Here is a 19,119-nt window from a genome sequence, read left to right on the forward strand (position 1 = left end):
ACCCAGGAACCCACCTAATGTTGAAACGTACCCTCCCGAAACGTGGCTTTACGCTCATTGAACTGCTGGTCGTGATCGCCATCATCGCGATCCTGATCGCCCTGCTCCTGCCCGCTGTACAGCAGGCCCGCGAAGCAGCCCGCCGCTCCACCTGTAAGAACAATATGAAGCAGCTGGGGCTGGCGCTGCACAACTACAACGACAATTTTCTGGTGCTGCCCATCGGTTCTCAGACCGGGTCGTACTCCAACTGGCGGGTCGCCATCCTGCCTTATATCGACCAGGCGAATGTCTACGCTCAGCTGAGCCGTCCCAATGGTTACTGGGCTCACTCCGGCTTCCCCGGTAATACGATCCTGTATCAGGTCCGCCTCCCCGTCTATAAATGCCCGTCCAACCCCTATGGCATGACCAACACCACCGATTACAGTCTCTCCGACAGTAACTCCGATCCCAGCCTGCAGAGTATGATTATCGACTACGTCGGCATCTCCGGTGCGACTCCGGATCCCGCAGGTCGTACTTCCGTCTGTACCGGCGATGTTCTGGCCAGCAGCTCAAGCAACTGTAATTCGGGCATGCTGATTCCGTTCAAGAGCGTCCGCTTCCGCGACTGCACGGACGGAACTTCCAATACCGTCATCCTCGCAGAACAGTCCGGTCAGGTGAATGGCGCGCAGAAAGGTGCTAATGCTCTGGGTGCCTGGCACGGCTGGGCCAATTCCAGTCTCTCTTCCTGGAATGCCGGTACGCCCCTGCCACTCAGCTCCGCTGGCTTCTGGTATGCAGCCGGGACCACCACTGTCAGAAATCCCCCCAACTCATTCTGGACTTCAGGAGCACCGACTTATGCCAACAGTGCTTACTCCGCGAATACCGTCATCAACTCACACCACGTGGGTGGCGTGCACGCTGTTCTGACCGATGGTTCCGTCCGTTTTCTGTCGGAAAACATTGACATGAACACACTCCGCCAGCTCTGCACCCGTGACGATGGCCAGGTCGTCGGCGAATATTAAACTGCGACCACTGATTGAACCACCTCCCCTGCGGCAAATACCCAGGGGAGGCTTTCCCACTTGAGACCTCCCTTTTATCTCCCTGCCCTTTTATCTCTCTGGTACTCCGATGAAAAAATCCATCTTCTTACATTGTCTCCGTTTCACCGCCCTGATCGCCGTCAGCATTTTTCTGATCACTGTCAACACGGGCTGCGGCCGCACTCCGGGTTCAGACAAACCCCGCGGCGAGATCACGATTACGATCACCAATGGCGGTACTCCGATTCCAGAAGGTCAGGTTGACCTGGCCAACGAAGAAACCGGCGAAGGGGGAGGCGGCCCCCTGGATGAAGCAGGCACCGCCACCATCGAAATGGTTGCGGTCGGGAACTACACCGTCACCATCAATCCTCCGCCACAGGAGCCGATTGCCCCTGGTATGGAGCAACCCGCTCCTCAGAAGAAAGATGATTCCAGGATTCCTCCCAAAGTGCGCAAGATTAAGACCAGTCCACTGACCGTCGAAGTGAAATCAGGAACCAACGAGTTCACCTTTGACCTGAAAGAAATTCAGTAGGTACGACTTGATTATTAGCTTTCCTCAGGAAATCAGATTCATCCGCTTCTGCTCAGGAACGGTCCGCTGACCTAGGCACACCACGCTTCGCTTTGGTAAAATAGGATCGCGTTACAGAAGACAGCTCCCGCAGAGGCTCACCGTTTTTGAGTCGGAGGAAGCAGATTTTCGTTGAAAAATCGGCTGCGCGATAAATAGGCATACTGCAAATCGCCTGCTGACTTAGTACGCGAGATTTTGTACAACCAAACACCAAAAGCTGTGATTTCATCATAGATTCAAGCAATCAACGATTACTTGCAGAATACGGCACGCAATCTGCTTAAACTTTGAAGCAGACACAAAACCCCGTAGCAATTCCAACTAGAAGGCTCGTTGAGGAATCGTCAGATGAGGTTAGCTCCCTATCAGTCCAGCGACTGTTTTGATGAGATGTTTGCGCCCGACGGTCAACCCCGACCCAGTGGCAAAAAATTCGTGGAACGTCTGCAGACCCTGTCTGAAGGCAGTCTCCAGCAACGGCAGAAAGCGGCCGAGATCTCCCTGCAGAACATGGGTATCACATTTAATGTGTACGGTCATGAAGCAGGCACCGAGAAAGTCTGGCCCTTCGATCTGCTCCCCCGCATCATCGACGCGCACGAATGGGAAACCGTCGAAAGCGGTCTCAAGCAGCGGATCCACGCCCTCAACCTCTTCATTAACGACGTCTACAACGACTGCAAAATCTTCAAGGACAAAGCCGTCCCCGAAGACCTGATCCTCAGCTCCAAAACACTCCGGAATCAGTGCCGGGGTTATCAGCCCCCCCAGGGAGTCTGGTGCCACATTACCGGCGTCGACCTGATCCGCGACCGCGATGGACAGATCTATGTCCTCGAAGACAATCTCCGCTGCCCGTCCGGCGTCTCCTATGTGCTGGAAAACCGGGAACTGATGAAGCGGACCTTTGCCCCCGTCTTTCAGGGCATGTCGGTCGCGCCCATTGAAGACTATAACGAACAGCTCCTCAAAACACTGCTCGACTGCGCTCCTGCAGGAGTCAACGATCCAACCGCCGTCGTGCTCACGCCCGGCATTTATAACTCGGCTTATTTTGAACACACCTTTCTGGCACAGCAGATGGGTGTCGAACTCGTACAGGGTTCCGACCTGTTCGTGGAAGACGGCTATGTCTTCATGAAAACCACGAAGGGACCGAGTCGTGTAGATGTGATTTATCGCCGGATTGATGATGACTTCCTGGATCCGAAATGTTTCCGTCCCGATTCTGCTCTGGGAGTCGATCACCTGATGGAAGTCTGTCGGGCCGGTCGTGTCACACTGGCGAATGCACCGGGTACCGGCGTCGCCGACGACAAGGCCGTCTATGCCTACGTCCCGCAAATCATTAAATACTACCTGGGTGAAGAGGCCATTCTACCGAATGTTCCCACCTACCTCTGTTCGGACCAGAAACATCGAGACCATGTGCTGGGGAACCTGGATCAGCTCGTTGTCAAACCCACCAATGAATCGGGCGGGTACGGCATTCTGATGGGCCCCCACTCTTCACAGGCGGAGCGTGAAAAATGTGCCGCCGCCATTAAGGCGAATCCGCGTGAGTGGATCGCCCAGCCTATGTTGAAACTCTCAACTGTCCCCACCCTGGTCGGCGATGAACTTCGCCCCAGACATGTGGACCTGCGACCGTTTGTGCTCTGCGGTAAAGATATCTATGTGATGCCGGGAGGCTTGACTCGAGTAGCGCTGCGGGAAGGATCAATGGTCGTTAACTCTTCACAGGGGGGAGGCAGCAAAGATACGTGGATTCTGCGAAACGGACATTCTCTGTCTGAACCGCATTTTTCACCAGCAGTTCTGGAGAAGAATTGATGCTCAGCCGCGTCGCGAGTTCCGTTTACTGGTTAAGTCGGTATGTCGAACGTGCGGAAAATGTCGCACGCTTTATTGACGTCAACTACAACCTGACACTCGGGGAAACCGATACCCTCGCCAACCAGTGGGCACCCCTGGTCTATACGACCGGCGATCAGACTCCCTACGAAGAACTCTACGGCGAACCCACGCGGGAAAACGTCCTGCAGTTCCTCTCGTTTGACAAACGGAACCCGAATTCGATTATTTCCTGCGTCTCGCTGGCCCGGGAAAATGCCCGCACCATTCGTGAGATCATCCCCACCGTCGTCTGGGAACAACTCAACCAGTTCTACTTCATGGTCCGCACCGCTGCCGGCGAACCGGGCCTGATGGATCAACCCCAGGATTTCTGTGAACGCGTCCGCCTGGCCAGCCACATGCTGGTCGGTGCGACCGAAGCCACCATGTCGCACGGGGAAGCCTGGCACTTCTCCCGCGCCGGTCGTCTGATTGAACGGGCCGATAAGACCTCACGGATCGTCGATGTCCAATACTACATTCTGCTCCCCGATGCCCGCGATGTGGGCAGCGCCCTGGACGTGGTCCGCTGGTCGGCCCTGTTACGTTCCGCCAGTGCCCTGGCCATGTACCGTCGGCAGTATGGCAAAATCACGCCCTCCCGCGTCGCGGACTTTCTGATTCTGGATACTCAGTTCCCCCGGGCCATGCACTTCTGTCTGCGGAAAGCACAGGAGTCCCTGCGTTATATCACCGGCAGTACCGCGGGCACCTTTCAGAACCTGGCCGAACAGCGGATGGGTCTCTTATGCTCCAACATGGATTATACCAGCGTCGATGACATCATCGAGCAGGGACTGCACCAGTACATCGACGGTTTCCAAAAGCAGCTCAACCTGGTAGGCGAAGCGATTCAGGATGTGTTCTTCACCTCAAAACAGCAGTCGGAACCATCCTCCACGCAAACGCAGTCTCAAACGGGTTGATCACCGCCTGCTTCCAGGCACTCCGCCCGTTTCCAGTTAACACCGAATGATGAACCAACATGATACGCGTCGCTTTGAATCATAAGTCTATCTATCAGTACGATCGTCTCGTCGAACTGGCGCCACAGGTGGTCCGGCTGCGTCCCGCACCCCACTGCCGCACACCGATCTGCAGTTATTCCCTGCGGATCGAACCGGAAAAACATTTCATCAACTGGCTGCAGGACCCGCACAGCAATCACCTGGCCCGCCTCGTCTTTCCCGAGAAAACCCGTTCCCTGGAAGTGGAGATCGATCTCGTCGCCGAGATGACGGTCGTCAATCCATTCGACTTCTTCCTCGAACCGGATGCCACCAATTTCCCCTTTACCTACGAACCGGGTCTGGCCAAAGACCTGCTGCCGTTCCTGCATACGATCACTCCCGGACCGGAACTGACAGCCCTGCTCGCATCCATCGATCGCAGCGAATGTAAAACCATCGATTTCCTGGTACACCTCAATCAGCGCCTGGAACAGATGATTGGTTATGTCATCCGCCTGGAACCCGGGGTGCAGACTCCCGAAGAAACCCTGAAGCTGGGCCGCGGCTCCTGCCGCGACAGTGCCTGGCTGCTGGTGCAGATCCTCCGCCACCTGGGAATGGCGGCCCGCTTCGTCTCAGGCTACCTGATCCAGCTCAAACCCGATGTAGAATCACTGGATGGTCCCTCCGGCTCTGAAGTTGACTTCACCGACCTGCATGCCTGGACCGAAGTCTTTCTGCCCGGAGCCGGCTGGATCGGTCTCGATCCGACTTCCGGTCTGCTCGCCGGTGAAGGTCATATTCCACTCGCCTGCACGCCCGAACCGATCAACGCCGCACCGATTACTGGCTCTGTCCAGAAATGCGAAGTCGAATTTCATCACGAAATGTCCATCTCCCGGATCCATGAAGACCCGCGGATCACCAAACCCTATACCGAAGAAGAATGGCGTCGGATTGAAAGCATCGGCCACCAGGTCGATGCCGACCTCAAGAAAAGCGATGTGCGTCTGACAATGGGGGGTGAGCCGACATTCGTCTCCATCGACGATATGGAAAGCGACGAATGGAAAACCGCAGCAGTCGGGCCGACCAAACGAGTCCTGGCAGGCAACCTCATCGAACGCCTCCGCGAACGGTTCGCACCGGACGGTCTGATTCACTATGGACAGGGAAAATGGTACCCCGGCGAATCACTGCCTCGCTGGGCGCTGACCTGCCTGTGGCGCACCGACGGACAACCCATCTGGAAGAACACCGAGCTCCTTGCCGAACCAGGTAAAAATTACGGCCATGACATCGACCAGGCCCAACAGTTTTCCCGGCTCTTCGCGGAACGGCTGGACCTCAACCCCGATCACGTTTCACTGGCCTACGAAGACGCGATGTACTACCTCTGGAAAGAGCGTCGGCTGGCCGTCAATGCAGACGTCCTGAATGCGGACCTGGATGATGCGGAAGAACGGGCCCGCCTGGCCCGCGTCTTTGGTCGGGGCCTCGGTTCCCCTGTAGGCTGCATGCTGCCGCTGACGCATCAATGGTGGAATGCACAGCCCCGCTGGAAAAGTGGAACCTGGCCCGTCCGCTCCGAGCACATGTTCCTGATCCCAGGTGACTCCCCCATGGGACTCCGCCTCCCGCTGGACTCGCTTCCCCCGACTCTGAAAGGCGAATACCAGTCGGTCCCCGTCACTCCCTTTGAAACGACCGAGCCACTGCCCGATTACGAAGGTCTCAAACAACACGCCGTCTCCCGCAGGACCACGCGGCAGACCAGTAACCTGGTACAGCATCAGGTTCTGGAACGCGTCGGATCGGGAGGGAACGGCAAAGCCGACCGCAGCCAGCTGGAATCGCTGCCCACTAAAGAAAACAAACCGGAAGAAATGGCGGAGACCATTCGCACCGCGATGTGCTTCGAAGCCCGCGACGGGATCCTGCACATCTTCATGCCCCCCGTCGACCGGCTCGAAGGCTACCTCGAACTGCTGACCGCGATCGAACAGACCGCAGAAGAACTGGAGATGCCGGTTATTATCGAAGGGTATCTGCCTCCGCACGACTACCGTCTGAAACACATCAAAGTCACCCCCGATCCCGGCGTGATTGAAGTCAACGTGCACCCCGCGAGCGACTGGGAAGAACTCGTACAGATCACCTCCGGCGTCTACGAAGACGCGCGGCAGTCCCGGCTCGGAACCGAACAGTTTGACCTGGACGGAACTCACACAGGAACCGGCGGCGGAAACCACGTTGTGATGGGCTCCTTTACGCCGCACGACAGCCCGTTTCTGCGTCGACCGGACCTGCTCCGCAGCCTGGTCGCCTACTGGCACAATCATCCTTCACTCTCGTATTATTTTTCCGGTCGTTTCATCGGTCCGACCAGTCAGGCACCACGTGTCGATGAAGGCCGCCGCGATGCGGTCTACGAACTGCAGATCGCCTTCGAACAGATTCCCGAATCGGGACCGGTTTCCCCCTGGCTCGTCGACCGTGTCTTCCGACATCTGCTCGTCGACCTGACCGGCAACACGCACCGCGCCGAATTCTGTATCGACAAACTGTTCTCCCCCGACAGTGCCACAGGCCGCCTGGGACTGGTGGAATTCCGCGGCTTTGAAATGCCGCCACACTGGCAGATGAGTCTCACCCAGCAACTGCTGCTCCGCGCACTGGTCGCCCGGTTCTGGAATAAGCCGTACACGATCCCTCTGATGGACTGGAACACGTCCATTCATGACCGCTGGCTGCTCCCGCATTTCATTCAACAGGATTTCGAAGATGTCATCGCTGAACTGAATCAGTCGGGTTACCCGCTGGAAACCAGCTGGTTCGGCCCGCACTTCGAATTCCGGTTTCCGCACATCGGAGAAATTGAATATCGCAGCGTCCATATCGAATTACGGACCGCCATCGAACCCTGGTATGTCCTCGGAGAAGAACCGGCAGGAGGCGGCACAGCCCGCTACGTCGATTCCTCAGTCGAGCGTCTGCAGGTGAAAGTCCAGGGGTTGGCGGCAGGACGCCACGTCCTGCTGTGTAATGGACGCCGGGTTCCCCTGCATCCCACCGGCACGGAAGGGGAGGCCGTCGCTGGCGTCCGCTACCGGGCCTGGCAGCCTCCCAGCTGTCTGCATCCGACGATTTCCGTCGATACACCGCTGGTATTTGATCTGGTCGACACCTGGAATCAACGCTCGATCGGGGGCTGTACATATCATGTGGACCACCCGGGTGGCCTGAATCCGGGGACGTTTCCAGTGAACGCTTATGAAGCTGAGAGCCGCCGAGCGACGCGATTTTTCAAAATGGGACATACAGGAGGTTTCAAACCGGTGCCGGAAGAGGAAAAAAACGCCCAGTTTCCGTTCACGCTTGACCTTCGCCGAAACCGGGACATCGTGTAAAATACTCACACCCCATCCGGGCCCCCCGGGGGAATCCCTCCCTCGGATTGAAATACAGACTCTCCATCAGCGCCGAGGCGAACCTCTACCGAAAGGTTGAGGTACACCTCAACTTGAGGAATAAATACTACCGTGACTACGTCGCCGCTCTCTGTGAACCATCTCTTTCAAGGATACACTCCGCCCCCGGGAGTGTTTGATGAGTTCCTGCTCGATGGGGGGCAGCCTCGCCCGCAAGCCAAACTCTTTCTGGATGCCCTCTCCCGTATCGGTCGCGAAGAATTCGAACACCGCTGGGAACAGGCACAGCGCACCGTTCAGGCCAACGACTTCGCCTACAGTGGCCATGTCTCTCCCGATGACCAGCCCCGTCCCTGGGAACTGGATGCGATCCCCTTTCTGATCTCCGCAGCAGAGTGGGACACCATCGCAACCGCTCTGAAACAACGGGCCCGCCTGCTCAACCTGGTGTTGAGCGACCTGTATGGACAGCAGACCCTCCTGACCCAGGGAACGCTGCCGGCAGAACTGGTCTTCTCCCACCCGGGATTCCTGCGGGCCTATCATGGACAGGTCCCCCGGGATAACTGTTTTCTGCACTTTTATGCCGCCGACCTGGCACGATCCCCCAATGGGAAGTGGTGGGTTCTGGCCGACCGGTCTGAAGCCGCCTCCGGCATTGGCTTCGCTTTGGAAAACCGGATTCTGACATCGCGCATGTTTCCGGAACTCTTTCATCAGTTTCACGTCGAACGGCTCGCCCCGTTCTTTATCGCTGTGCAGGAACGTTTGCGGAGCCTGACTTCCCAGGGAATAGAAAACCCCCGCGTGGTCCTGCTCAGTCACGGTCCGGAAAGCCCCAATTATTTTGAAGACGCATACCTGGCCCGCTACCTGGGCTACACCCTCGTCGAAGGGGGTGATCTGGCCATCCGCCGAAATCAGGTGATGCTCAAAACACTAGGGGGGCTGATTCCCGTCGATGTCATCTTCCGGCGCCAGAACAGCGGCGACTGCGATTCCCTCGAACTGAACTCGACTTCCAAACGGGGTATTTCCGGCCTGACGCAGGCAGCTCGTTCCGGACAAGTCGGCATTGCCAACTCGCTGGGCAGTGGTCTGCTGGAATCCGCTGCCTTTATGGCTTATATGCCGCGGCTCTGTAAAGCTCTGCTCGGTGAAGAACTGAAGCTGCCCGGCGTCGCCACCTGGTGGTGCGGCGATCCGGCCCAGCTGAGCTATGTCTTGAAAAATCTGGAAAAGCTGACCATACAGTCCGCCTTCCGCATTCGCGGCCAGGATCATCCCGCCATGGAAAGCTGGAATCAGCTCCCCCTCAAAAAGCGGGCCGAGCTGATTCAGGCCAGACCCAAACAGTTTGTCGCACAGGAAAAAGTGATCCGCTCCAGCGTACCGGTCTATAAGGGACAGACGACTCCCGCTCATCTCGCATTGCGATCGTATGCGGTCTCCACCGGAGAATCGTACACGGTCATGCAGGGTGCCCTGGCCCGGACATCGAAATCACTCGATCCGCTGGAAGTCTCCATCCGTAAAGGAGAAGGCAGCAAGGATACCTGGGTCCTGTCTGATCATCCAGTTGAACACATTTCTCTGCTCAAAGAGCAGGGCCGCACGATCTCACTCCGCCGCAGCGGATCGGAACTGCCCAGCCGGGCCGCCGACAATCTGTTCTGGCTGGGGCGTCAACTGGAACGGGCCGAATCTCTGGCGCGACTGCTGCGCAGCCTGGTCAATCGGCTGGGGGGCGAAACCCATTCCAACAGCGACCTGGAAGTTCCGGTCCTGTTGAGGTGCCTGGCTGACCAGGGTCAGATCGAACCCGGCTACGCCATCGATAAAATGCGGAATCAGTTGCCCCCCATTGAACACGTTCTCCCGACAGCCGTCTTCGATGAAACGCAGTCCGCTTCGCTCCGCTCGATTGTCGATGAACTGTTTCGCCTGGGATCGATCGTCCGGGACCGGGTCTCCCTTGATACCTGGCGGATCATTCGCCGTATCGACAAAGGTTTTCAGCCGGCCCGCTTCGGCGTCACGAACCTGTCTGATGTACTGACCCTGATGAACGACCTGATCACGGAACTCTCCGCATTCAGCGGGATCATCATGGAAAGCATGACCCGCACCCAGGCGTTCCGTTTTCTGGAACTGGGACGTCGACTGGAACGTTCCCTGCAGATCATCAGCCTGGTGAAAAACAGTTTCATTCCCATGCCAAAGATCCAGGCGCCCGTTCTGGAAACGGTGCTGGAAGTCGCCGACAGTCTGATGACCTATCGTTCGCGTTACCTCTCGAATCTGCAGCTGGCAGCGGTGCTGGATCTGTTATTGACCGATGAAAGCAATCCCCGTTCGCTCGTCTTCCAGTTCATGCAACTCTCCAAACAGGTGGAGCGGCTCCCGCGCAACCGGGAATTGCCGGGGTACACGGACGAGCAGCGACTGGCAATGACCCTCCTGCAATCGGTGCGGATGCTCGATATTCAGGAAGTCTCTGAGACCCACTGCCTGGGTGACTATGCTCCCTTAGAAAAGTTGATCGAAACCTGGGATGCGCAGCTGCCCAAACTGTCCGAAGCCATTTCGCATCGTTACCTGGTGCACGCGGTTCCCTCTCATCAACTGGCAGACATCAGCCCGCAATGAAATACAAGATCACCCACATCACGAAATACGCGTACTCCGAGGCGGTGCCGGTCTGCCAGAACGTCGTGCACCTGGCGCCCCGCGCATTACCTTATCAGATGTGTGATGATTTCCAGCTGTTGATTCACCCCGATCCCTACAGCATCAGTCATCGCAAAGACTATTTCGGTAACGAAGTCTGCTTCTTTTCCATCGACCAGCCTCACACCGGACTCAGCGTGACGGCCACCAGCCATGTCTCCGTCATGGCGACGCCTGTGATTCCGCCGGAAAACACTCCCGCCTGGGAATCGGTCTCCCTGGCTTTGAAGAGCGAACAGACGCCCGCCCTGCTCGACGCGTATCAGTATATCTTCGATTCGCCGGGCGTGAAGGTCTTCCCGAAACTCATCGATTATGCCGAAGTCTCTTTCACGAAAGGCCGTCCGATCCTGGAGGCGGTCCTCGATCTGACTAGACGCATCCACCAGGATCTCCGCTATGATCCGCGGGCGACCAACGTCAATACGCAAATCGATGAAGTCTTCGAACAGAGGCACGGCGTCTGCCAGGACTTTGCTCACCTCCAGATCGGCTGCCTGCGGATTCTGGGCCTCGCGGCCCGTTATGTCAGCGGTTACCTGCGGACGATGCCCCCGCCCGGCAAACCCCGCCTGGTGGGCGCGGATGCTTCGCATGCCTGGCTCTCCGTCTATTGCGGTGAAAAAGCGGGCTGGGTTGACGTCGACCCGACGAATAACGTCGCTGCATCGACCGACCACATCACCGTCGCCTGGGGGCGTGATTACTACGATGTCTGCCCGATTCAGGGAACAATCGTCGGCGGAGGCGAGCACCGTATGACTGTTTCGGTGGATGTCGCCCCTGAAACGCCGGCAACACCACCGGGCAAGTAATACGCAACGGGTTTGCTCAAGCGAGTGTCAGCTGTTGAGACCTGTCAGCGTACTGCTGCTTGAGCCAAACCGATCGGTCTCCACTCCCAGTCGTTGCAGCATGCTCAGATACAGATTGCACAGCGGCGCATTCGCATCACGGTCAAATGAGAGATGCTGACCATGACGAAAGCCGCCCCCCGCCAGCAGAATCGGCAGGTTTGTATTATCATGGGTATTCGCATCTCCCATGTTGCTTCCATAGAGTACCATCGTACTCTCTAACAACGGTCCTGAGCCTCCTGGTACCGCCTTCAGCTTATCGAGCACCTCCTTCAGCAGTTTCATCTGGCGGCGGTCCGCTTTCTCAAGCTGCTTCAGATGGTTGGCCCGCATCCCATGATGACTCAGCGGGTGATAGCTGGTCAGACTCTTTTCCTTATCGGACAATTGAAAGACAGGAGTCGCGAAGGCATCCACCATCAGTGTCACGATCCGGGTGGAATCGGACTGCAGCGCCAGTACCGCCATCGCCAGCATCTGCTCCAGCTTGCCGAACAGCTGTCCCCGATCCAGAATATCCTGAGGTAGAGCCTCTTCGGTTTTCGGTTTGGGACTCTGCTCCCATTCCCCGGCGGTCACCAGCCGCTGTTCCAGTTCCCGAATCGAGGTGAAATACTGATCCAGCCGCGATTTGTCCTGCGGCCCCAACTGTCGGTTCAGGCGTTCTGTGGACTCGGCAACCGCGTCCAGAATACTACCCCGACGTTTCAGGTGTTCCAGCCTGCGTTTAATCTGCCTGGCATCACCCTGAATAAACATCTTTTGAAACAGTCCGGCGGGACTGTCTTCGGCAGGCAGCAGCACACCATCCCGGGTCCAGGAGAGGCTGCGATTGGCCTTATCGATATTCACGCCGAGGTTCAGCGTGGCAAACCGGGTCTGCCGCCCCAGGTGCTCAGCCGCGTATTGATCGAGAGAAACCGTATTCCGAAAACCGCTGCTCGTCGGGTGTTTCGCCCCCGTCAGAAAACAGTTTTCAGTCGAATGCCCGCCCTCGCAGGCGGGATGCGACAGCCCGCTGAAGACCGTGAATTCGGAACTCAGCTCCTTAAGCTCGTTCAAATAGGGAGAGAGCCTGTAATTCGCACCGCTCTCTTTTGGGAAAAAGTGCTGAGGCAACACTCCCAGATTATTGGAGATCAACAGCATCCGACCGGGCGTCTGATCAGCAGGTGCTTTCGCCCATGCAGGACGCGGCAGACATTCCAGCAGTGGGAGTGCCAGTGCAACACCGGCGCCGCGCAAAAAGTGTCTGCGGGAACGATGCATGGTTGTGCGACAGGTTGTGTCTTTCAAAGTCATTCGCGTCCCTTCGCTGCTGCTGCAGGTTCGGTTCCCAGAAAAACAGGACTCTGGACCAGGGCCAGAATCAGATCTCGCAGGAGATATTGATCGGCTTCACAATCATCAAGAATCGCTTCGATCACCGGGCGATCCGCATACCGGACCGGAGTTCCGGTGGCATAGACCGTCAACTGCTGGAGGAAATTCCGCGCCAGCTGTCGCGGCTGCGCTGCCAGCAGTGCTTTCAATTCCTGAATGTTCTGAAAGGCACGACCATCGCGCAACTGACCGCTGGCATCCACGGGACCGGCGATGAAGTAAGCGAAATCGTGTCCGGCTCGATCGATGCCGGTCACTTTTTCCCCTTTCCCCAGGCTGCGATAGCGGTTCCGCCAGGCGCCCATGATATCGAAATTTTCCAGGGCAAATCCGACCGGGTCAAAGCGGGCATGACAGTTCGCACAGACCGGATCGCTGGTATGTTTCGCCAGTTGTTCACGGATGGTTGTCGCCCCGCGAATATCCGGCTCGACCGCTGGCACTGCCGGGGGCGGCGGAGGTGGGGGTTCGCCCATGATGCGTTCCATGATCCAGGCCCCGCGAATCACAGGGGAAGTCGTCGTCCCGTTGGCGGTGACTTTCAGGATCGCCCCCTGGGTCATCAACCCGCCATAGGGACTGCCCGGCGGCAGCGAGACCCGGCGGAGCTTTGAACCCTCCAGGGGAGGCAGATCATAGTGCCGCGCCAGCCGATCGTTGGCGAAAATAAAGTCACTCTGCACCAGCGCGGTGATCGGCAGGTTCTCCTGAACCAGATATCGAAACCAGGTTCGCGTCTCCTGCGCCAGGGAATCGATCAGATAATCATCGAAACGATATTCCGGATAGAGTCGCGCATCGGGTTCGTCGCGACGAATGTCCTTCAGCGAGAGCCAGTAATCAGTAAAGTTTTTGATGAATGCATCAGACGATTCCGCTTCCAGTAGACGATTCGTTTCTGAACGCAGTACTCTCGGCTGGAGCAGATCTCCCGCAGTGACGTGCGACAGCAGTTCGGCGTCGGGCCGGGTATTTCCCAGAAAGTGTGACAGCCGCGAGGCAACTGCGAAGGGCAGATCCTTTGCTTCAGGCCGGGGTTCGGGCAGATACAGAAACTGTCCCGAGCAGAGAAACGCACTGAAACCGGAGAGCAGTGCCTCTGCGAGCGGCTCTCCCCGCTGCAGTTCTTCCAACACCAGTCGTTCGTAGATTTGGATCACCTCTTCCGATGTCGGCTCCCGTTCCGCCTGCAGAATGAAGCGTCGCAGCAGCCGACGCGCGTCCTGCTCAGGCTGTTTGGAGATGAGCTCAACCGGCAGCGTTCCCCTGGTCGCTTTTTGAATCGGCAAATCGCCAAACAGCAGACGATGTGACGGAGGTGGCCACTCGGCTGAATCGAGAGGCCCGGTAATCTCCAGCCACTGAAAGGCCACTCCCGGATGGCCTCCCGCAGGCCGCGGGGGAAAGTCATAGTAGAGTGGTGCATTCGGAGGATTGATGGCGCGGGGCACAGGCAGGCCCAGCAAACTGTATTCGAACGTCTCATTTTTTTTGAGGCGAATCGTTGTTTCGTAAATCGCGGTTTCGGGCTGAATGTCCAGAATCTCTTCCGTTGCCCGCACATCGCCCGAGACATCCGCGCCCGACCGTTTCCGCGCGCGGAAGTTCATCGGGATCGAAGTAAAAGCCGGCTTGAGACTGAAGTCCCGTAACTGTCGTACCGCCCGGGCTGAAAAACGCAGCTGATACGTACCCGGCTCTACCGCTTTGAACTGGTCCGGATAACCATAGTAAGGCCACGAGGCAGAACGGAAGATCGCCAGCTCCATCTCGGGATCATGGCTGTTCTCTTTGCGGATCCGGTTCAGGTCGGCCATCGAGAGCGGCACGAACTTTGAATCCTTCGCATAAAACATCGCCTCCCGTTCGCCGAAGGTTTGCGCTGTCAGAAACATCCGGGTAGCGGGCAGGCGTTGCTGCTCACGGGGACGCGGTTTGACTCCCGAGGCCACCGCCTGCCTGAGTGCAGCATCCGCAGCGTCGAGATACGCTTCCAGTTGAATGCGGGACATGTCCAGCACTTCAGCCACTTTGTTACAATGCAGCCGCTCGCGGTCTGCGGGCAGCATGTCACGGATGTCGAGATCAGGCAATCGCAGCAGATCCCGCAGGTTCTGTTCATACTCCTGACGCGTCAATCGTCGCAGCGGACCGCGTCCCCGGGCGTTGACATCCGTGCGATCCGCGAGCAACAGAGCGTTCGACAAGATCTTCAGGAACGACTGTCGGTCTGCTTGAGAAAGATCTTCCGGATCGGGGGGCATTTCCCCCGCCGCCACACGATCATGAATCTGAATCCACCGCTGCCTGACATCAGATGCTTTCAGCTGCCAGTCCAGTTGCGACAAATCCAACCGGCCCTCAGCGGACTCTCCCGTGTGACAGTCCAGACAGGAGGCCTGCACAACCTGCCTGATGCGCTGCTCGACAGGCACTGTGCTCTCCGTCGCCTCGTTCCCGAACAGACGCACCGGCCCCGTTCCGCTGAGCAGCAGGACCAGGCAGACGGTTTTCCCTATGTTCGAATTCCACATCTTCACATTCGCAGCTTCACCAGAGAGGAGTACTTTCGACCGATCATTCAGCTTACCGCATCCGCTGACCCATTGCAGCGAGAATAACTGGCAGAGTCTCGAGTTGTATATTATATATCAAAAATATATATTATATACAATCATTATCAACAAACAATTTGTTCCGTGTGGGAAGTGTTCCGAACTCCGGTGGCAGTAAACCGGTCCGAGATACCGACTCAGGCAGCGCGAGAATGAGAATCGTCGGCTGCCGCCAGCTGTAGCTCCGCCTGTTGTGCCAGCAGTGCCGCTTTCTTTTTCATGCGTTTGCGGCGTCCCAGTCGAAAGGCCAGATCCAGCGACCAGGGAGCGATTCGTTTCAGATAGTACAGCGCATAAGCGACCCAGCCGACCAGGCAGAGTCCCTGATCGCGGTAAATTGCTTTGATCGCTTTTTGTGCGACCAGTTCCGGCGTTGTACAGAGCCAGCGAGGAGGAATCGGTGTCTGTTTATCGGTTCGCCCGGAAGGCGCTGTCTCAAACAGCCGCGTGGTAACGGGCCCCGGACAGATGGCTGACACGCCCAGTCCCTGCCGACTGTATTCGGCACGCAAGGCTTCAGTGAAACCCTGCAGCCCATATTTACTGACCTGATAGGCGCTGTAACGGTTGCCTGCGACCAGACCGCAGATGCTGGAGACATTCACAATATGGGCTTCCGGGCGGTTCAGCAGACTCGGTAATAACTCCCGGGTGATCTGGATCGGAGCCAGCAGATTGATCCCCAGCAGCCAGTCCCACTGTTCGGCGGTCATGGTATGTGTCGCACCATAAAAGGCGACCCCGGCGTTATTCACCAGGACATCCACGCCCCCCCAGGTGCTCAATACATCCTGCATCGCTGTAGAAATCTGCTGCGGGTCAGTCAGATCACATTTCCGGCTGGTCACTTTTCCGCCCAGCAGCGCTATGGTTTCGACCATCTCTGCCAGGCCAGTCTCATCCACATCCAGCAGATAAAGATCGGCACCTTCGGCTGCCAGTTGCAGCGCAATTTCCCTGCCAATCCCTGCAGCGGCACCGGTGACCAGTGCTTTTTTGCCTATTAAGTTCTGCATCGCTCCATTCGCCTGTTTTGATCGAAACCCTCCCTGTTTCGAGAAGCGGGAGTCTACGCGATCAGACGAATCAGGTAAAGAGGTGTCCCCCGCCAAAAACAGTGATCATGCAGTCACTCATCCAGGCCGGTATCTTCCTCGATGACCTCATGCAGCTGTTTTAATACCAGGTGGGGATCCAGTCCCATCTGCGAACAGACATATTCCAGCGATTTCCCCTGGCAGGACTGGTCAATTCCCAATGATTCCAGGACGCCCTGGACCTCGGGATATTCAATTACCCATTCGACGATACTGGATTCGAGGCCGAGATTGGTCATCATTCACTTCCCGGTTGAGGAGTCGCGTGTTGCCAGAAAAAACGATCACAAACTTATGATAGCAAAACCAGCCCGAAATCAAACGGGAGTTTCCTCCCCATACTCAGGAGGCCAGCGCGTCCCGCTTCTCCTGAATCAGTTTGATATGGTGAGGGATGTGGCCGGTAATCCGGTCGAGCAGCGTGGCGACAGATAATTCTCCATCGCGGGAGTGCAGCCCCGTTCGTTCGAACTGAGCCGGTTCGAGGGTTTTCAGAATCCGTCCCAGGTGATTCCGGACTGCAGAAATCAACTGCAGCTCTTCCTCCAGGTCCCGCTGATCGTACGCCAGCTTCGCAGCGAACAGATCCGGATCCCCGCCCGGCAGCGGCGGATTGTCTTCGGCAATCACCCACTTCATCCGATCGGCATACACGGGCTCGAAGTCGGCAATATGGCAGACGACCTGCCGTGTGGACCATTTACCTGGAATCGGAGCCGCATCCAGTTCGGCTGCCGTCATCCCTTCGATTGCCTGTCGTAATTGTTCCGGTCCGGCCAGATAGTCTTCAATCCGCTGTGCAATATTCATCTCGGTCGCTCCTGCTGAAAGCGTAAGGGGGGTGGTGAAATCAGTCTATGCGTTTTGCTGGCTGATTATGGGCATCCCACTCCCGTAGATCAACAGTAGCGTTGTTCCGGAAACAAAAGCAGACTCACTCCGCAGCTCAACTGCGGGGAGGACGTCCTCCAGCTCCATTGCGGGGCGGGCGTTGTCTGTTGCCGATTTCGGATTTACCGATGCCCCCCTTGATGGTGCCGTCCGGATTTTCTTCGGCCGTTTTGCCCAGAATGATATCGAAGTTCGCCGCGAGTTCTCCCAGTTTGGAATCCGGGAGCGGCTTGAAATCGACCAGAATGGTTTTCTTCTGTTCGGGATCTCTGATCTGACGATATACGCCATCTTCCGCGTTCATCGCATGTCCTTTAACCAGCAGTTGTGTGGTCAGAATCCGTTTTCCATTCTGGCTGACAGCGACATGAATGTGCGGCGTGCGGAATCCGCGACCGGCCCGATAGGGTACCGGCTTGATCGTGCGGAAATAGTATTGCCCACGGGAATCGGTGAGAAAGCGCCCGTAACCCTGAAAGTTGCTGTCCCGTCCGTCTTTGTTCGCGCCCCGGGTATGGATGTACGAGGCTTTGCTGTCCACCTGCCAGATTTCCACAAACGCGTTCCGCAGCGGATTGCCTTTGCTGTCCAGGACTTTCCCGGTCAGGTGCGTGATCTCACCGACGGCCGGGGTGATCGAATCGTTAATCACCAGCAGATCATTGTCGGTATCCAGGGGCATACGGTCGGGGTAAAACGGTCCCTCGGTCATGGACGGGGTCCGGATCAGTTCTTCAGCCATCAGCCCCGGCGTGGTGAAAGCCGCCAGACTGAAAGAAGACCACTTCAAAAAATCCCGCCGACCAGTGCTCGTCGATTGGCTGTGCATTGTATACTCCCGGTTTCTCGTCCAAATGAATCAGTTTACCCATAAACTATCTTAACATTTAACGGGAAGATTCAGCGAACGTTTCGTCAAAAAACGGGATTTCAGTCAAATTCACGGAATCCCCATCCATCAATAATGGAACATGTCAGCCCTGCTACTACATCAATAGTGAGAAGAAACAGCATCAACCGAATCAGCTAAAACTGAGCCGTCATCTCTTTCATCAGATCGACGTCGAACGTGTGTGGAATGGTGACGAGCAACGTATTATGGCCATCATCGTCGAACTTCAGCGTATTGCGGGGCATCTCCCCCGTTGACGATTTGACGAGAATCACATGCTTGTCACGAATCAGAAAGTAATGCTCTTTCAGTCCTTCATCGCATGAGGTCACAAAAATCAAAACCCCTTTCGAAACGCGCACTGACTGCACTCGACGAAACATGGTCGTGCTCGCCCGCGGGTGTTTTGTATCGGCAGACAAAGCGTTATGCCGATTGGGAAGTTCCCGCACGACCTCCGAATCGGAATACCTGTTGTCGCTCAGGAAGAGAATGGACAGGCAGAATAAAATGACAATCAACGATGAAGTGGTGGTGAGCATATCTTTCATTAGAGCCGTTCCCCACTTTCGGTGCCCGCGAAAGTTGATTCGTATTTCAATTTAGAAGATGTTCATCGAAGCAAAACTGCTTCGCTCACTGCTTGACTCCTGTTAGACAATTATCAGATGCAATTTGTTGCACGTTTTTGTGCATCATTTCCCGCTTTTTTCCAAATCTCAGTAAGTCACTGTCAGACAGGAAATTGCCTGCCTTT

At 56.7% G+C, this 19,119-nt stretch carries 14 protein-coding genes; 7 read left to right on the forward strand and 7 right to left on the reverse strand.

Features of this window, described 5'->3' with window-relative positions:
• Positions 1 to 17: 17 nt before the first annotated feature.
• From Enr10x_RS20170 to Enr10x_RS20200, 7 genes are all read left to right on the forward strand, one after another.
• On the forward strand, positions 18 to 1,019 hold the full coding sequence (locus tag Enr10x_RS20170) for a DUF1559 domain-containing protein (protein WP_145451165.1): 1,002 nt from the start codon (positions 18 to 20) through the stop codon (positions 1,017 to 1,019).
• A gap of 109 nt (positions 1,020 to 1,128) precedes the next feature.
• Positions 1,129 to 1,578 (forward strand): hypothetical protein, encoded by a 450-nt coding sequence (locus Enr10x_RS20175; RefSeq protein ID WP_145451166.1) that lies wholly within the window; start codon positions 1,129 to 1,131, stop codon positions 1,576 to 1,578.
• 390 nt (positions 1,579 to 1,968) lie between these two features.
• On the forward strand, positions 1,969 to 3,453 hold the full coding sequence (locus Enr10x_RS20180) for a circularly permuted type 2 ATP-grasp protein (protein WP_145451167.1): 1,485 nt from the start codon (positions 1,969 to 1,971) through the stop codon (positions 3,451 to 3,453).
• The gene (locus tag Enr10x_RS20185; RefSeq protein WP_145451168.1) at positions 3,453 to 4,442 is read left to right on the forward strand and encodes an alpha-E domain-containing protein; all 990 of its coding nucleotides are present in this window, start codon (positions 3,453 to 3,455) and stop codon (positions 4,440 to 4,442) included. The genes Enr10x_RS20180 and Enr10x_RS20185 overlap by 1 nt, the downstream gene beginning before the upstream one ends.
• 59 nt (positions 4,443 to 4,501) lie before the next feature.
• The gene (locus tag Enr10x_RS20190) at positions 4,502 to 7,876 is read left to right on the forward strand and encodes a transglutaminase family protein (RefSeq protein WP_145451169.1); all 3,375 of its coding nucleotides are present in this window, start codon (positions 4,502 to 4,504) and stop codon (positions 7,874 to 7,876) included.
• A gap of 132 nt (positions 7,877 to 8,008) precedes the next feature.
• Positions 8,009 to 10,546, forward strand: a complete 2,538-nt coding sequence (locus Enr10x_RS20195; RefSeq protein ID WP_197997306.1) for a circularly permuted type 2 ATP-grasp protein — start codon at positions 8,009 to 8,011, stop codon at positions 10,544 to 10,546.
• Positions 10,543 to 11,442, forward strand: coding sequence for a transglutaminase family protein (locus tag Enr10x_RS20200; protein WP_145451171.1), 900 nt, complete (start codon positions 10,543 to 10,545; stop codon positions 11,440 to 11,442). The genes Enr10x_RS20195 and Enr10x_RS20200 overlap by 4 nt, the downstream gene beginning before the upstream one ends.
• A 27-nt stretch (positions 11,443 to 11,469) precedes the next feature.
• Here Enr10x_RS20200 and Enr10x_RS20205 read toward each other — a convergent pair whose 3' ends face one another.
• The 7 genes from Enr10x_RS20205 to Enr10x_RS20235 all read right to left on the reverse strand — a co-directional run bounded on the left by Enr10x_RS20205 (position 11,470) and on the right by Enr10x_RS20235 (position 18,913).
• Positions 11,470 to 12,786, reverse strand: a complete 1,317-nt coding sequence (locus tag Enr10x_RS20205) for a DUF1552 domain-containing protein (RefSeq protein ID WP_145451172.1) — start codon at positions 12,784 to 12,786, stop codon at positions 11,470 to 11,472.
• A complete protein-coding gene (locus tag Enr10x_RS20210; RefSeq protein WP_145451173.1) occupies positions 12,783 to 15,401 on the reverse strand; it encodes a DUF1588 domain-containing protein in 2,619 nt (872 codons plus the stop codon). Before Enr10x_RS20210 ends, Enr10x_RS20205 begins: the two co-directional genes overlap by 4 nt.
• A 218-nt stretch (positions 15,402 to 15,619) precedes the next feature.
• Positions 15,620 to 16,498 carry an SDR family NAD(P)-dependent oxidoreductase gene (locus tag Enr10x_RS20215; protein ID WP_145451174.1) on the reverse strand — a complete coding sequence of 293 codons (879 nt, stop codon included), beginning with the start codon at positions 16,496 to 16,498 and terminating at the stop codon, positions 15,620 to 15,622.
• Between the two features lie 113 nt (positions 16,499 to 16,611).
• Complete coding sequence (locus Enr10x_RS20220) at positions 16,612 to 16,821, reverse strand: hypothetical protein (RefSeq protein WP_232093069.1); 210 nt, start codon at positions 16,819 to 16,821, stop codon at positions 16,612 to 16,614.
• A gap of 100 nt (positions 16,822 to 16,921) precedes the next feature.
• Entirely contained in the window at positions 16,922 to 17,389 is a 468-nt protein-coding gene (locus tag Enr10x_RS20225; RefSeq protein ID WP_145451175.1) for a DinB family protein, read from the reverse strand.
• Positions 17,390 to 17,525: 136 nt separating this feature from the next.
• Positions 17,526 to 18,299: a dioxygenase family protein gene (locus Enr10x_RS20230; protein ID WP_145451176.1), complete on the reverse strand. Its 774-nt coding sequence runs from the start codon at positions 18,297 to 18,299 to the stop codon at positions 17,526 to 17,528.
• A gap of 197 nt (positions 18,300 to 18,496) precedes the next feature.
• A complete protein-coding gene (locus Enr10x_RS20235) occupies positions 18,497 to 18,913 on the reverse strand; it encodes a hypothetical protein (protein WP_145451177.1) in 417 nt (138 codons plus the stop codon).
• Between the last annotated feature and the right edge of the window lie 206 nt (positions 18,914 to 19,119).

The sequence above is a fragment of the Gimesia panareensis genome, assembly GCF_007748155.1.
In the GTDB taxonomy this organism is placed as follows: domain Bacteria; phylum Planctomycetota; class Planctomycetia; order Planctomycetales; family Planctomycetaceae; genus Gimesia; species Gimesia panareensis.

What these genes read in the sequence shown, in the direction of transcription:
- Enr10x_RS20170 (WP_145451165.1), top strand. Translation starts at nt 18, where the DNA reads ATGTTGAAACGTACCCTCCCGAAACGTGGCTTTACGCTCATTGAACTG.
- Enr10x_RS20175 (WP_145451166.1), top strand. Translation starts at nt 1,129, where the DNA reads ATGAAAAAATCCATCTTCTTACATTGTCTCCGTTTCACCGCCCTGATC.
- Enr10x_RS20180 (WP_145451167.1), top strand. Translation starts at nt 1,969, where the DNA reads ATGAGGTTAGCTCCCTATCAGTCCAGCGACTGTTTTGATGAGATGTTT.
- Enr10x_RS20185 (WP_145451168.1), top strand. Translation starts at nt 3,453, where the DNA reads ATGCTCAGCCGCGTCGCGAGTTCCGTTTACTGGTTAAGTCGGTATGTC.
- Enr10x_RS20190 (WP_145451169.1), top strand. Translation starts at nt 4,502, where the DNA reads ATGATACGCGTCGCTTTGAATCATAAGTCTATCTATCAGTACGATCGT.
- Enr10x_RS20200 (WP_145451171.1), top strand. Translation starts at nt 10,543, where the DNA reads ATGAAATACAAGATCACCCACATCACGAAATACGCGTACTCCGAGGCG.
- Enr10x_RS20205 (WP_145451172.1), bottom strand. Translation starts at nt 12,786, where the DNA reads ATGACTTTGAAAGACACAACCTGTCGCACAACCATGCATCGTTCCCGC.
- Enr10x_RS20210 (WP_145451173.1), bottom strand. Translation starts at nt 15,401, where the DNA reads ATGTGGAATTCGAACATAGGGAAAACCGTCTGCCTGGTCCTGCTGCTC.
- Enr10x_RS20215 (WP_145451174.1), bottom strand. Translation starts at nt 16,498, where the DNA reads ATGCAGAACTTAATAGGCAAAAAAGCACTGGTCACCGGTGCCGCTGCA.
- Enr10x_RS20220 (WP_232093069.1), bottom strand. Translation starts at nt 16,821, where the DNA reads ATGATGACCAATCTCGGCCTCGAATCCAGTATCGTCGAATGGGTAATT.
- Enr10x_RS20225 (WP_145451175.1), bottom strand. Translation starts at nt 17,389, where the DNA reads ATGAATATTGCACAGCGGATTGAAGACTATCTGGCCGGACCGGAACAA.
- Enr10x_RS20230 (WP_145451176.1), bottom strand. Translation starts at nt 18,299, where the DNA reads ATGCACAGCCAATCGACGAGCACTGGTCGGCGGGATTTTTTGAAGTGG.
- Enr10x_RS20235 (WP_145451177.1), bottom strand. Translation starts at nt 18,913, where the DNA reads ATGAAAGATATGCTCACCACCACTTCATCGTTGATTGTCATTTTATTC.